Origin of the sequence: Pseudotamlana agarivorans (genome assembly GCF_018860245.1) — a bacterium.
GTDB classification, from domain to species: Bacteria; Bacteroidota; Bacteroidia; order Flavobacteriales; family Flavobacteriaceae; genus Pseudotamlana; species Pseudotamlana agarivorans_A.
In genome coordinates, this window is the sequence record NZ_JAHKPD010000012.1 from 244,310 (window position 1) to 260,377 (window position 16,068).

Annotated in this window: 8 protein-coding genes and 1 pseudogene; 7 read left to right on the forward strand and 2 right to left on the reverse strand. The window is 34.2% G+C overall.

The annotated features are described in order from the left end of the window. Positions 1–2: 2 nt before the first annotated feature. Entirely contained in the window at positions 3–4,517 is a 4,515-nt protein-coding gene (gene gltB / locus KO493_RS07475; RefSeq protein ID WP_252723179.1) for a glutamate synthase large subunit, read from the reverse strand. 509 nt (positions 4,518–5,026) lie between these two features. Here gltB and KO493_RS07480 point away from each other — a divergent pair. The 5 genes and pseudogenes from KO493_RS07480 to KO493_RS15890 all read left to right on the forward strand — a co-directional run. Then, positions 5,027–6,013, forward strand: a complete 987-nt coding sequence (locus tag KO493_RS07480) for an outer membrane beta-barrel protein (protein ID WP_216067320.1) — start codon at positions 5,027–5,029, stop codon at positions 6,011–6,013. 101 nt (positions 6,014–6,114) lie between these two features. Continuing rightward, positions 6,115–7,401 (forward strand): ammonium transporter, encoded by a 1,287-nt coding sequence (locus tag KO493_RS07485; RefSeq protein ID WP_216067321.1) that lies wholly within the window; start codon positions 6,115–6,117, stop codon positions 7,399–7,401. 214 nt (positions 7,402–7,615) lie between these two features. After that, positions 7,616–7,954 (forward strand): P-II family nitrogen regulator, encoded by a 339-nt coding sequence (locus tag KO493_RS07490; protein ID WP_216067322.1) that lies wholly within the window; start codon positions 7,616–7,618, stop codon positions 7,952–7,954. A gap of 35 nt (positions 7,955–7,989) precedes the next feature. Continuing rightward, complete coding sequence (locus tag KO493_RS07495; protein ID WP_216067323.1) at positions 7,990–9,216, forward strand: ammonium transporter; 1,227 nt, start codon at positions 7,990–7,992, stop codon at positions 9,214–9,216. Positions 9,217–9,537: 321 nt separating this feature from the next. Continuing rightward, positions 9,538–10,366 (forward strand): annotated as a pseudogene (locus KO493_RS15890) (IS3 family transposase); the annotation flags it as partial. 478 nt (positions 10,367–10,844) lie between these two features. On the opposite strand, the gene KO493_RS07510 reads toward KO493_RS15890, so the two are convergent. Beyond that, on the reverse strand, positions 10,845–13,436 hold the full coding sequence (locus KO493_RS07510) for a phosphoenolpyruvate carboxylase (protein WP_216067326.1): 2,592 nt from the start codon (positions 13,434–13,436) through the stop codon (positions 10,845–10,847). Between the two features lie 294 nt (positions 13,437–13,730). Here KO493_RS07510 and KO493_RS07515 point away from each other — a divergent pair, with 294 nt between their 5' ends. Beyond that, the gene (locus KO493_RS07515) at positions 13,731–15,542 is read left to right on the forward strand and encodes a hypothetical protein (RefSeq protein ID WP_216067327.1); all 1,812 of its coding nucleotides are present in this window, start codon (positions 13,731–13,733) and stop codon (positions 15,540–15,542) included. A gap of 39 nt (positions 15,543–15,581) precedes the next feature. Continuing rightward, the gene (locus tag KO493_RS07520; RefSeq protein ID WP_216067328.1) at positions 15,582–15,863 is read left to right on the forward strand and encodes a hypothetical protein; all 282 of its coding nucleotides are present in this window, start codon (positions 15,582–15,584) and stop codon (positions 15,861–15,863) included. The last annotated feature ends 205 nt before the right edge of the window (positions 15,864–16,068 follow it).

Here is a 16,068-nt window from a genome sequence, read left to right on the forward strand (position 1 = left end):
CACTATGCTGTTGTTAATTCTTCTACCATTGGTTCTTCAGTCTCTAAACGTTTTAAGGCACGTTTGTATTCTATTGGCATCACTTTTACAAAGTTTGTTAAGCTAGTTTCCCAGTTTTCCAATAATTCTTTACCTCTATTACTATCTGTATAAAGCACGTGCTTTTCTATAGCTTGTTTTAATTCTGTAGCATCTTCTGCTGCGATGTCTTCAAATTCGATAGTCTCTGTGTTACATAAACCATTTACAAATTTGTTTTCAGGATCGTAAACATAAGCAATACCACCACTCATACCTGCAGCGAAGTTTCTACCAGTTGATCCTAATACGATTACGCGACCACCAGTCATGTACTCACAACCATGATCTCCTACACCTTCAACAACTGTGGTTGCACCAGAGTTACGAACCGCAAAACGTTCTCCAGCGATACCGTTTATATAAGCTTCACCTTCAACTGCACCAAATAAACAAACGTTACCAACAATGATATTGTTTTCGGCTATAAAGTCGGCTGTAGCTGGTTTTTTGATAATTAATTTAGCTCCAGATAAACCTTTACCTAAGTAATCATTGGTGTTACCATCAACCGTAAACGTTAAACCGTGGGCTCCAAAAGCACCGAAACTTTGTCCGGCAGAACCTGTGAAATTGATGTTTAAAGTATCTTCAGGTAAACCTAAGTGACCGTAAATTTTAGAAATTTCGTTACTTACAATCGCACCAACTGTACGGTTAATGTTGTTTATTGGATATGATAAGTTCGTTTTTTCTTTTCTATATAAAGCTCTGTGAGAATCTTTTAATATTTTAAAGTCGATAACTTTTTCTAAGTTGTGATCTTGTATTTCTGTGTTTCTAACCGTAAGTTCTCTGTATGAACTTGGTCTGTGTAAAATACTTGATAAATCTAAACCTTTAGCTTTATAATGCTTAATGGCTTTGTTCGCATTAATTTTATGCGTTTGACCTACCATTTCAGCTAAAGTTCTAAATCCTAATTGTGCCATAATCGCTCTTAATTCTTCAGCAATATAGAAGAAGAAGTTAATCACATGTTCTGGTGTTCCTTTAAAGTTTTTACGTAACTCTTTATCTTGAGTTGCTATTCCAACAGGACAAGTATTTAAGTGGCACTTGCGCATCATGATACACCCTGAAGCTACTAATGGCGCTGTTGCAAATCCGAATTCTTCAGCTCCTAATAAAGCAGCGATAGCAACATCACGACCTGTTTTTAATTGGCCGTCACATTCTACAACGATACGACTTCTTAAGTTGTTAAGTACTAAAGTTTGTTGTGCTTCAGATAAACCAAGTTCCCAAGGTAAACCAGCATGTTTTAATGAGGTAAGTGGTGACGCTCCTGTTCCTCCATCGTATCCAGAGATAAGAACAACATCTGCTTTTGCTTTTGCAACACCAGCAGCAATAGTTCCTACACCAACTTCAGATACTAATTTTACATTAACTCGTGCTTCACGATTCGCATTCTTTAAATCGAAAATTAATTGTGCTAAATCTTCAATAGAATAAATATCGTGATGCGGTGGTGGTGAAATTAACCCTACGAAAGGTGTTGAATTTCTAGCCGAAGCAATCCATGGTAATACTTTCTCACCAGGTAATTGTCCGCCCTCACCAGGTTTAGCACCTTGAGCCATTTTAATTTGAATTTCCTTCGCATTAGTAAGGTAATGAGAAGTTACACCAAAACGCCCAGAAGCTACTTGCTTGATAGCAGAGTTTCTACTATCACCATTCATATCTTTTTGGAAACGCTTTCTATCTTCCCCACCTTCACCAGAATTGGATTTTCCTCCAATACGGTTCATAGCAATAGCTAGATTTTCGTGTGCTTCACGAGAAATAGATCCGTAAGACATCGCTCCCGTTTTGAAACGTTTTACGATTTCTGTCCATGGTTCTACTTCCTCTAAAGGAATAGGGTCTAAATTATCAAACTCAAATAAACCACGAATGGTCATTAAGTTTTCCGATTGTTCGTTAATGGCTTTTGAATAAACATCGTAACTGGCTTGATCACTTAATCTAACCGCTTGTTGCAGTTTAGCAACTGTTGTAGGGTTAAATAAGTGGCGCTCACCGTTACGTCTCCATCTGTAATCCCCTCCAATGTTTAAACCTAGGTTTTTATCAACCTTATTGTCTGGGTAAGCTTGTTTATAACGTTCGTTTATTTCTTTTTCTATTTCGTATAACCCAATACCTTCAACTCTAGAAGCGGTGTATGGGAAGTATTTTTCAACAAATTGCGAGTTGAAACCAACGATTTCGAAAATTTGAGAACCTCTATATGAGTGTAATGTTGAGATTCCAATTTTATTCATAATTTTAAGAATACCTGTTCCAATGGCTTTATTGAAGTTATCAACGGCTTTTTGCTCGTCGATTCCTTCTATGAAACCATCTTTTACTTGCATTCTAATAATTTCATTCACCATATAAGGGTTAATAGCACTGGCGCCATATCCAAATAAAGTGGCAAAATGATGCGGCTCACGTGGTTCTGCAGATTCGATAATGATATCGAAATTTGAACGCTTACGTAAACGGTTTAATTGGTGATTCACATAAGAACAAGCCAATAAACAAGGTATTGGTGCAAATTCTTGGTTTACACCTCTATCTGAAAGAATTATAATATTTGTTTTTCTTTCTAAAGATTTTTCTATTTGAATAACAATATCCTCTAAAGCATCTTCAAGTCCGTTAAGACCTTTGTTTTTCGGATATAACATTTGAATCGTTTCAGCTTTAAAGGCTTCAATTGAAATGCTTCTAATTTTCTCTAAATCTGCATTAGAAATTACAGGATTTTGAATACGAAGCTTTCTACATTGTCTTTCAGTAATGCTGAAAATGTTTCTGTCTTTACCTAAATTTAAACTGATATCGGTAACAATTTCTTCACGGATACCATCTAAAGGTGGGTTGGTAACCTGAGCGAATAATTGTTTGAAGTAGTTTGAAATTAATTGTGGTCTATCTGATAATACAGCCAAAGGTGTATCAATACCCATAGATCCTAATGCTTCCTTACCATTTACCGCCATTGGCGTAATAACTTCTTGAATATCTTCGAACGTGTAGTTAAATAAACGTTGTCTAGTTTTGATATCAATAGTTTCAATTGGACAAGTTTCGCTAGTATAAGGAACGTCTTTTAGGTGTAGTCTTGTTTTGTCTAACCACTCTTTATATGGTCTTTCAGAAACAATTTTACTTTTAATTTCTTCATCACCAATAATGCGACCTTCATTCATATCGACCAAGAACATTTTTCCTGGTTCTAATCTTCCGTGTTCTTTAACGTCTTCTGGAGCAACTTCAACCACACCAATTTCAGATGACATGATTAGTTTTCCGCTTTTAGTTACGGTATATCTTGATGGTCTTAAACCATTTCTATCTAATAAAGCACCTACATAGTCACCATCTGTAAAAGGTACAGAAGCAGGACCATCCCAAGGCTCCATGATACAAGCGTTATACTCGTAAAATGCTTTACGCTCTTCAGACATGGTTTTGTGTTTTTCCCATGCTTCAGGAATCATCATCATCATGATTTCTGGTAAAGAACGTCCGGTATGTGTTAGTAATTCCACAACCATATCCATAGAAGCCGAATCTGACTTTCCAGGAAGGATAATTGGGAATAATTTATCTATTTGCGGTCCGAAAACATCAGATTTCATGATTTCTTCACGAACACGCATACGGCTTACGTTTCCACGTAAGGTGTTAATTTCTCCATTCTGACACATGAAACGGAATGGCTGAGCCAATTCCCAAGTAGGCATTGTGTTTGTAGAGAAACGTTGGTGTACTAAAGCTAAACGCGTTACTAAGTCAATTTGCTGTAAATCGGTATAATAAGGACCAATATCTTCTGGCATAATAATACCTTTATAGATAATGGTTGTGTTAGATAAGCTAGGTACGTAGAAATAAGCACTTTCAGAGATTTTTGACTCTCTAATTTTGTGCTCTGTTATCTTTCTAGCCGCATATAATTTTGCTTTGAAATCTGCTTCAGAAATGGTTTCTGATTTACCAATAAATAATTGTTCGATATTTGGTTCTGATGCTAATGCAATCTCACCTAATTGTGAAGAATCAACTGGAACTTTTCTCCAGCCTAAAACAACAAGTCCTTGATTGGTTACTTCCTTTTCAAAAGTTGTTTTACAAAATTGGTATTGGTTGGTAACTTTAGGCAAGAACACCATGCCTACCGCATATTCACGTTGTTCTGGGATAGTAAAATCACAAACACGTGTAAAATAATCATGAGGAATATCAATTAGTAATCCTGCACCATCACCAGTTTTTCCATCGGCACTAACACCTCCACGGTGTTCCAATTTCACGAGTATTTCTAAGGCGTCATGAATGATTTGATTTGTCTTCTCTCCTTTAAGATTACAAATGAAACCGGCGCCACAGTTTTCATGTTCGAATTCTGGCAAATAAAGTCCTTGTTTCTTCAGCATAATCAACAATATTGGTTTTAAAAACTTGAGTTGAAATGTAAAGATATGGACTCCATATAGAATAACAATAAGCTAGAATTCATTATTTCGTTTTTACGAGTTAACTCAATATTATTATAATGATATGTCAATATTAATGAGCTTTTTTAATAAATATTCAAATAGAAAAAGAGCGCTATTTATATAGATATCTAAATTAATGCAATCATTTAATTTAAATATTAAAGTAATGCTATAAAAACACTGAAAATACTGACAATAATTCAAATGTTAAAAATGTTAAAAAAGCAATAATGTAAAAAATATCAATAATACCCTTAAAAAAATAGGGTTAAAAATAGAAAATCAATAAAAGTGAATGAAATACCCCTGTTTTTTATGGGGGTTAAATGTTTTTGACATAAGTTTGACCCATTCTTAAGCGATAAAGATCTAAGAAAATCAACCAAAACTTAAAAACAAACAAACCTTAGGTCTTAAAAATTAACAACTTAAAAATAATAACAATTATGAAAAAATTATTTACACTATCAGCATTATTACTAGCCACTGTGGTTTTTGCGCAAGATGAACCGAAAAAACTATCAATTAGTGGATCTGTTGATACTTACTTTCAAACTTATTTAACTGCTCCAGATAATATTGAGCAATCATTTGGAACTTCATTTGCAAACCAAACAGGTTTTGCTTTGGGTATGGCTAACGTTATTGCTTCTTATGAAGGAGAAAAAACTGGGGCTGTTGCAGATTTAGCTTTCGGAACAAGAGGAACGCAGGCTGCAGGTGATGGGCCAGATTTATACATCAACCAATTATATGCATACTGGAATGTTAGTGAGAGTACAACTTTAACTATGGGACGTTTTAATACTTTCTTAGGTTATGAGGTAATTTCTCCAGTAGCTAACTTTAACTACAGTACATCTTATTTATTTTCTAGTGGACCATTTTCACATGTTGGTTTAAAAGCTGATTTTGCTTTATCTGACGATTTTAGCTTAATGGTTGCTGTTATGAATCCTACCGATGTTAACAATAACTTAGTTGGAGGTTATGCTTTAGGTGCTCAAGTTGGGTATAAAGGGCAATTCTTAAACTTTTACTATGATGACAATGAAATTTTAGGTTTAGAAATTGACTATACTGGTGGTTTTGATTTATCTGATTCATTTTTCTTAGGTATTAATGGTGCATACCAAACTATGGAAGATGCTGGTTTCTACGGGGCGGCTTTATATCCTCAAGTTGCTGCTACAGATAATTTCTCTGTTGGGTTAAGAGGAGAGTTTTTCGGATACCACGAAAAAGATGTAGATGACTTACCATCTGTATTTGCTACAACTTTAACGGCTAGTTATACTTTAGAAAATTTAATTATCAAACCTGAGATTAGATTAGATTCATGGAGTAATGACATGCCTTACTACAAGAACAGTAACATGGATATGTCTGAGAACTTAGCTGCTTTCACATTAGCTGCTATCTACTCTTTCTAAAAAGAAATCCCGGACTACAATATATAGGGAGAATAAGTTAAGAAACAACCAACTTAATTATTCTCCTTTTAATTAATTAACTAACCAAAAATATCTTTATTATGTCAATATTAAATTTGCCTATATTAATACAAGATGTCGCTGCTACTAAAGCAGATATTGATGCTATTGTTGGCGACATGGGAATGTTATGGATGCTTATTTCAGGTATCTTAGTATTCTTAATGCAAGCAGGATTTACATTAGTAGAGTCAGGAATGACCCGTGCTAAGAATGTTGTAAATATTGCTATGAAAAACGTTTTAGATATTGCTGTTGGATCAATCGTTTTCTGGTTCATGGGATATTCTTTAATGTATGGATCTTCGAATGGATGGATCGGTTGGAGTGGTTTTATGTATAACCAAGGGCCGGCAGATTTATTCTTTCAAACCGTATTTTGTGCGACTACAGCAACCATTGTTTCTGGGGCTATTGCAGGTAGAACAAAATATACTACTTACATTTTATTCTCATTAGTAATGACGGCGGTTATCTATCCAATTTCTGGTGGATGGCAATGGAACGGTGATGGCTGGTTAGCTCAAATGGGCTTTATCGATTTCGCTGGGTCTTCAATTGTACATGCTGTTGGTGGATGGGCTGCCTTAGTTGGTGCTGCTTTAGTAGGACCAAGAATTGGAAAATACATTAATGGAAATGCAGTAACAATTCCAGGTCACAACAAATTATTAGCAACCTTAGGTGTTTTTATCTTATGGTTCGGATGGTTTGGATTTAACGGTGGTTCTCAATTAGCCTGGGGTGGTGCTGATGCTGTAGGTGGATCTATGGTTGTATTAGTTACAAACCTTGCGGCTTCGGCCGGTGCGGTTGGTGCACTTTTCTTATCATGGTTTAAATACAAAAAACCAAATTTAGATATGACGTTAAACGGTGCTTTAGCTGGTTTGGTGAGTATTACTGCTGGTTGTGGAAACATGACTGAAGGTGGTGCATTAATTGCTGGTTTTATAGGTGGTATTATCGTTGTATTCTCTATGGAGTTTATCGAACAAAAATTAAAGATTGATGATGCCGTAGGTGCGGCTTCTGTTCACGGTGTTTGTGGAGCATGGGGTACTTTGGTAATTGGTCTTTGGGGTGTAGATGGTGATACAGCTATTGGTTTATTTAATGGTGGTGGATCTGCACAGTTTGTAACTCAATTAATAGGAACATTGTCTTATGCTGCATGGGCTTTAGTGACTTCATTCATTTTCTTCTTTATCCTTAAGAAAACATTAGGTTTAAGAGTAACAGAAAAAGAAGAAGTAGAAGGGTTAGATCTTTCAGAGCATGGTACTTTAGCTTACCCAGGAAAGAGACAAAGAGAAATAGAAGATTAAGTTCTTCAGAAATAAAATAACATATAGATTCTAATTGAAATCATTAATGTCAAAAAAAATAAGTAATTAAGTTTAAAGAAAGAACGCCTGTTAAAGAAACGGGGGTTCTTTTCTGTTTATCAAATTTGACATAACCCATAGTAAATAAGAAAAATCTTAACAAACGGATAATTTTTTTACATTTGGAATCTAACTATAAAAACTAAATGATATTATGAAAAAAATTGAAGCAATTATCAGAAAATCTAAATACCGTGTGGTAAAGGAAGCTCTTCATGAAGTAGGAGTTAATTTTTTCTCATACTGGGATGTTACAGGTTTAGGTAATGAAAAGGAGGGCCATGTTTATAGAGGTGTTTCTTATAGTACAAGCGATATTCAACGTAGACATATTGCTATTGTTGTAAACGACGATTTCGAAGAAGTTACAATAAAAGCCATCCTTGATTCTGCTGCAACTGGTGAAGTTGGTGATGGAAAGATTTTCGTTTCAGATGTTAACGAATGTTACAGAATACGAACAGGCGAAAAAGGAAGCGACTCTTTAAAATAAAACGAAATTAATACAAAATAACTAATTATAGATTTATGGAATTATTAACGATTAACAATGTATGGATGATGATCTGTACGGCACTAGTTTTCTTTATGCATACAGGTTTTGCATTTTTGGAAATTGGATTAACGAGACAAAAAAATACAATCAACATTTTATTTAAGAACATCTTTATTATTACGGTTGGGTTATTACTTTACTATATCGTAGGTTTCAATTTAATGTATCCTGGTTTCGCTGAAGATTCTGCTGGAATTTTTGAATTCGCTGGATTTGGTATTGCTCCTCCTGAAAATGGAATGACTCCAGAATATGCTGATGGGGGTTACACATGGTGGACAGATTTCTTATTCCAAGGAATGTTTGCTGCAACGGCTGCAACTATTGTTTCTGGTGCAGTTGCCGAACGTATGAAAATTGGACCTTTTATGATCTTTACAGTGATTTATGTAGGTTTTGTTTATCCAATCGCTGGTTCATGGAAATGGGGTGGTGGATTTTTAGACCAATTAGGTTTTTATGATTTCGCTGGTTCTACATTAGTACATTCTGTTGGTGGATGGGCTGCATTAGTAGCAGTTTGGTTATTAGGTTCTCGTATAGGGAAATTTAAAAACGGAAAACCTCAAGCTATTCCTGGGCATAGTATTCCTTTAGCTACGGCTGGTGTTTTAATCCTTTGGTTAGGATGGTTTGGATTTAATGGAGGTTCTGTGCTTTCAGCAGATCCAGAATTGACATCTTTAACATTAGTAACTACGTGTTTAGCTGCTGCTGCGGGTGGAGTTGTTGCTGCTGCTGTATCATTTTTCAAGTATAAAAACTTAGATTTAACAATGTTTTTAAATGGTATTTTAGGTGGTTTAGTAGGAATTACAGCTGGAGCTGATGTTATGACGCCTGAGAGTGCTATTATTATTGGTGCTATTGCAGGAACACTTATTGTTTTTGCTGTTAGTTTTGTAGATGCTATTAAATTGGATGATCCTGTAGGTGCTATTGCTGTACACTTAATTTGTGGTATTTGGGGTACTTTAGCAGTTGGAATCTTTTCAACAAACCCAGAACACACTTTTATGGCGCAGTTAATTGGTGTGGCATGTTACGCAGGGTTCTGTTTAGTATCAGCTTTCCTTATTATCTACACGCTTAAGAAAACTGTAGGTATTAGAGTTTCTGAAAAAGAAGAATTAGAAGGATTAGATGCTCACGAACACGGTATGGATGCTTATCCAGATTTCAGACTTAATGAACATTAAAATTTAGTTTAGAACAGCTATTATCAATTTATATTCAAAAGTAAGAGTGCTTCACGTTTTGTGAAGCACTTTTTTTTGTTTATACTGAAGCGCTATTACACAGAGATGCGCAGAGATTACACGGAGATTCTCAGAGGTTTTTTGACACGAATTACACTAATTCTCACTAATTATTGCGTGCTACTTCTTTGCGCCTTAGCGAGAAATTATTTTGGTTATTGGTTATTGGTTCTTAGTTGTTGGTTTTTGGTCACTCACTCATACTGAAGTGTCTACCTTTGTTGTGACGGTTTTATATAGAGTATAAACTATATTTGAATTATGGGAAAAAAATATGACAACGAGTTTAAATCGATGATAGTAGATTTATCCAAATCTGGTATACGAACAAAACAACTGAGTGAAGAATATGGACTTCATACAAGTGTTATTAATAGATGGAAACAAGAGCATGATTTAAAAGGAGGAGATTTTTCTAAAAACAAACCTAAATCTGAAAACATCAAGAACTTGTAGTTTTAAAAAAGGAATTAAGAGATGTTAAAATGGAACGTGACATCTTAAAAAAGGCAGTGAGCATCTTTTCCAAGAGCGACAGATAAGGTATAACTTCATTTTATCACACAAAAATACTTATCCTGTCGAAAAGATGTGCAAATGCATGAAGGTTAGTAAAAATGCTTATTACCATTGGCTTAAAACTAAAGACACTTTAAAGATTAATTCCTCTAAATCATTTTTGAAAGACAGAATCGAAGCTATTTTTAACAATAGTAAACAGATTTATGGTAGCTATCGAATCCAAAAACAACTTGAACGAGAAAAGCTTTTTTATTCCCGTTCATATGTGGGGTTACTTATGAAAGAAATGGGACTAAGAAGTGTATTGAATAAAAAATTTGTAGTAACTACGGATTCAAATCATTCTCTAAAAACAGCTAAAAATGAATTAGACAGGGATTTTACCAGTTTTTCTTTAGGCTACAAATTAGTCTCCGATATTACATATATAAGAGTTAATCAAAAATGGAATTATTTAACCACGGTAATGGATTTGGCTGATAGAAAAATAATAGGCTGGTCTTTAAGTGAAGATATGACTACTGAAAATACGGTTTTAAAGGCCTGGGTTGATGCTAGAAGAAACAAGAAGAAGAACGGCCTGAATAACTGCGATAACACATAATGAAAGTCCGAGTTACAAACTCGAACTAGCTCAGAGGTTTTTGGCGCATTGATACTTGTACTATTTATAAAAATTACCAAAAGAGTAAGTCTAATGATTAATAACCAACAACTATCAACCAATAATTCTGGACGCAAATTTTCATAGTTAGAAATACTGAAGTAGTTATTACACAGAGTTCCGCCGAGATTACACAGAGTTTCACAGAGGTTTTTTTTTAGGAGGCATTGATACTTGTACTATTTATGAAAATTACCATAAGAGTAAGTCTAACAACTAATAACCAACAACTATCAACCATTTATTTCGTGCTACTTCTTTGCGTCTTCGCGACTTTGCGAGAAATTAATATGTGTTTGATGCTCTCCACTATGATTTTGTGGAAACAAAAAGCCCTTCAAAATTGATTTGAAGGGCTTTTATAAGTTATAAAAAGTATGATTTATGCAGAGTTTCTACTTGCATTAATGTTACCAAATAACGAACGCGTTACGATTTTTTCGTAAATCAGTTTATCTGGATCGTCTGCGGCAACACCAGCTTTTTCTAGCTCTTGAATCTTTTTAAGCGCATACTGCTGTATCGTTAACAGCGGTAATACAATTGATTCTCTTACTTCAATAGATGCTCTTCCTGTAGGTTCGTTTTCCATTAATGTGTCATAACCTGTAAGTTTTAAAAGTAAGCGTTTTGTCGTTTCGTATTCTGTGTAAATAATGTTCCAGAAGGCACCAAATTCTTCATCTTTAGACATGTATTTTGTTAAATCGAAAAACGATTTTGTTAAAGACATCATACTGTTTTCAAGAAGTGTTTTAAAGAATTTATTGTTGTTGTAAAGCTGTTCTACTTTATCAAATTCTCCTCGGTCTTCATATTGTTTTAAAGCCGTTCCTACACCGTAAAAACCAGGTACATTTTGTTTTAATTGACTCCATGATCCAACGAAAGGGATCGCTCTTAAATCTGAAAAAATTAATTTATCAGAAGAACCACGTTTAGAAGGTCTACTACCAATATTGGTTTTAGCATAGTATTTTAAAGTACTCATGCGTTCCAAGTATGGGATAAACATCTCATGACTCTTAAAGTCTTTATAAACTTGGTAACTTGTTTCGGCTAAGTCTGCCATAACAACACGATCTTCATCAGAAAGTGTATTTTTATCACTTCCAATTCGGTTTGTAATTCCAGAACTTATTAATTGTTCTAAGTTAAATTGAGACGAATCTAAAGTTCCGAAATTAGAACTAATCGTTTGTCCTTGAATAGTAAGCTGTACTTCTTTATCCTCAATTGTTGGTCCTAATGAAGAATAGAAATTATGTGTTTTTCCACCACCACGTGCAGGAGGTCCACCACGACCATCAAAGAAAATAGCTGTAATGTCATATTTTCTAGACATTTCTGTTAGTAGCTCTTTGGCTTTGTAAATACCCCAATTTGCCATTAAGTAACCACCATCTTTAGTTCCATCGGAGAAACCAAGCATGATCGTTTGTTTGCTACCTCTAGATCTTAGGTGAGCCATATAAGCTGGGTTGGTGTATAATTGTTCCATAACACCAGGTGCATTTTCTAAATCTGGAATGGTTTCAAAAAGTGGCGCTAAATCAACAGTTAAATTATCTTTAAAGGATACCATTTTTAGCATGGCAAATAACTGCATCATGTTTAATGCGGTTTGGTTGTTACTAATAATGTATCGGTTTGCACCACGCTCACCATTGCTTTTTTGAATTTGCTTAATGGTTTTTATCGTTTTTAAGGTGTTGTAAGTCATCTCATCTTTAAAAACGTCTAAATCGGTAATTTCATCTGTTGTTTTAGATAAAATATCGATTTGCTCTTCTTCAGATAAATCGTGGTAATTAGCAGGTAAACACGTGTTTCCGCTTGACAATAATTCATCAACTACATTTGTAAACACGGTATGGTGAATTCTGCTGTCTTGTCTAATATCTAAAGTTGCAAAACGGTATCCAAAAAGGTGTATTCTATTAATTAAGTTGTTTATTTCACTTTCATATAAAGACTGGTGCTGTTCAACAACAATTTTTCTAATACTTAAAAGTTCCTCTGTCAATTCTTTTACAGAAATCGCTTTTTTACTTTTAAGGTTAATACTGTAATCGTAAAGAATCGTTTCTAATTTTATAATGCGATCTTCAACACCTTTAAAGGTTAACTTTCTTCTTAAGTTTTTAAGGTCTTCGTAGTATTTTTTAAGAATCGCTTTTTTAAGCTTTTTAGCAACTTTTAATGTGGTGTCCGGTTTTACAAAAGGGTTTCCGTCGCGGTCACCACCTGGCCAGAATCCGATATTAATAATTTCGTTATGTTTTTGTCCGTCAGCATAAATATTCGTTTGAATGTAATTGTAAATCTTTCCAAAAGAATTATAAAATACATTTTCTAAATACCAAATTAAGCTTTTAGCCTCATCGTAAGGCGTTGGTTTTTTGTGCTTAAAAAAGGGTGTTTTTCCCAGCTGACCAAACAAGTTATTGATGTCGTTTAAGTTGTTTTGTTCAATGGCCTTGGTTAAATCTGTAATAATTCCTAAAACAGACCCAGGGTAAAATTGTGTAGGGTGCGCTGTTAAAACAATACGCACTTTAAACTCATCTAAATAAGCTTTTAATTCGTCTAATTTGTTTTCATCTTGCGCTTTGTCTTTTAGGTTACGTAAGGTACCTACACCGTCCATGTTGTTTACAATAGGGAAGGCTGCATCTTCAATGGCATCGAATAACACCACTTGTCTTTCGATGTATTGAATGAATCTGAATAATAAATTAATCTGACTTTCTTTATTTCTACGCCCTTGATACTTTTCAAAGAATGTATCGACAATCGTTGTAGGGTTGTCGCCGTTTTCAAAACCCTTTTTACAGGTTTCATGAAATAGCGGAAGTAATACTCCAGTTTTCGTTACCGCATCAAAAGGTAATGTCATGAAAATACTGTTGAATATTTGGTATTTTGACAAAACACTTTGATTGAATCGTGTTAATTTTGGCTCTTTTGACATAAAATCGTTCTATTGAAGTTTAAGCATAAAAGTAGTAAAGCTAGAGGTAAGCACATAGTCTTTTTAAAGTTTTATCAATATTTGCTGAATTGTGATTTGTTGTTATGAATAATGAAAAAAAAACTCAACTAATATCAAGTTTTTATAATGAATTTTTGAAGGAAAAAACAACAAAATCGAATAAAAATGATCCTTTTACCATCATTTTAGGTCTAAAACGAACATTTTAAGTATGACATATATCATGTTTTGCAGCGAGATGTCGCTCTATCTTTGCAGTTCAAAATATAAATTATGAAAAAGACACATTCGTTTCACATTCCAGTAATGGGTATTGGTTTTACAATTGATACACCATTGAAAGTGGCGCAATATGGCATGGATTCTGTGATTTCTTTGGTAGATGACATTCTTCTAGAGAAATTAAGAAAAATGTATAGTGACAAATTTGAAGTTCCTTACAACGAGATTACCGATAAAATTGATGATTTTAGAGCAAAAAGAATCACCTCTTATTTAAATTTAATTAGCGATTTAGCCGATAAAAAGTTTGAGTCATTAAAAAATTTGACCTCAAAAAAAAGTGATGAGATGATGGCCTACATTAATATGTTGCCAAATAATTCTAAGCTTAAAGCGGAATTTAAAAAACTTACAGAAAAGGAATTCAATTTCACTGAAGTAAAAAATTGGGCTTCGAAAAATTTGGTTATGGGTTCTATTGATGTCAACATCATGACTAAAGTAGATAAGGATAATTATAAGGACAAGGAGCAATTACCAAGTGAATATAACGATGCGCATGCAGCCTTAAGAGGGTTTGCTAACAGTAAGTTAAAATCTTCTGTGGTGCTTTCTGCCGGTATGAATCCAAGACTGTACAGTTATATGGGCCAGTTTAATGATTTCTTCCCTAATGAAAAAGGAGAATTTAATAAGCGTATTATTCTAAAAGTTAGCGATTACAGATCGGCATTAATTCAAGGGAAATTTTTAGCTAAAAAGGGACTTTGGGTTTCAGAATATCGCATTGAATCAGGATTAAACTGTGGAGGACACGCTTTTGCAACAGATGGCTATTTGCTAGGGCCAGTATTAGCAGAGTTTAAAGAAAATCGCGTGGCCTTGCAAGAAGCGATACAAAGTGTTTTAGTTCAAGAATTAGAAAACCAAGGAAAAGTTATTCCAGAAACGGCGTTAAACTTTGAAATTACTGCACAAGGTGGTGTTGGAACCGAAGAGGAGCACAACTTTTTGTTAGAAGAATATAACTTAGATTCAGTGGGTTGGGGTAGTCCTTTTTTACTAGTTCCGGAGGCTACAACAGTAGACGATAGTACGTTACAAAAACTTGCTAAAGCAGAAGAAAAAGACTTATATTTGAGCGATATTTCGCCTTTAGGCATTCCTTTTAATAATTTAAGAGCCAATACTAAAGATTTAGAAAAACAGAAAAACATTGATAAAGACAGACCTGGAAGTGCTTGTCCTAAAAAGTTTGTAGCTTTAAATAAAGAGTTTAAAGAAACAGGAATTTGTACGGCTTCAAGGGAGTATCAATTTTTGAAAATAAAAGCGTTAGAGGAGAAAGAATTAGCGCCAGACGAGCATAAAAGAGAACTTGATAAAATTATCGTGAAATCTTGTACGTGTGTTGGTTTAGGTACTTCGGCTTTATTAGCTTATGGATTAGATACCAAAGTGGAAGGTGAAGGGGTGTCTGTTTGTCCAGGTCCAAATATGGCTTATTATTCTAAAGTAATGAGTTTGTCAAATATGACAGATCACATTTACGGAAGAGCGAATATGGTGTCTAGAAACGATCGTCCAAATTTATTTATAAAAGAGCTTCATATTTATATGGATTATCTTAAAAATAAAATGGAAGATGCTAAGGTGTCTATGAACAGAAAAGAAGAGAAATATTTGAAAACGTTTACAACAAATATGAAAGCTGGAGTAGCTTATTATCAAGAGTTGTTTAACGGTGTTAAAAATAGCTTTGAAGATATAAAATCTTCAGTTCTCAGCGAATTAGAAAAGACTGAAGCTGTTTTAAATCAAATTCAATTAGAGATTGAAAGCTTAAAAATGGTTAAGGCTTAATTAAAAATTAGGCGGTAGTATAATTAAAAACTTAATAATATGAAAAGATTAGTATTAGCTGTGTTGATTGCAATTGGTGTTACTTTTTTGGTAACCTATACGTATAACCAAAGTCAACAAGAAACTGCAACGGAGTCAAAACTTTTATTAACCTTTAAGGAAGGTTGGAGAGATGGTTATTGTGCAGGATGGAAAATTGAGAAAGGAGAAAATGCCGATTGTCCAACAGCGCCAGAAGCACCAGTTTGTGATGATTGCTCAAATACTTATAAATTAGGTTTTAGTAAGGGATTTAAAGCTGGAAGAAATTCAGCTCAATAATACTTAACAATATATTTTGAATAAAAACTCCTTGCGACTAGCAAGGAGTTTTTGTGTTTATGGCTTTTTATAGGCATTCTGGTCTAATTTTTATCTGCTATTTTTTATTGCCTCAGCAAATCTTAGAATAAAATATGAATCTTGCTTAGTTGAATTTCCGTTTTGTTAATTTTTAAAGTAAATCTTTTCAGAAACAATAAAAGTT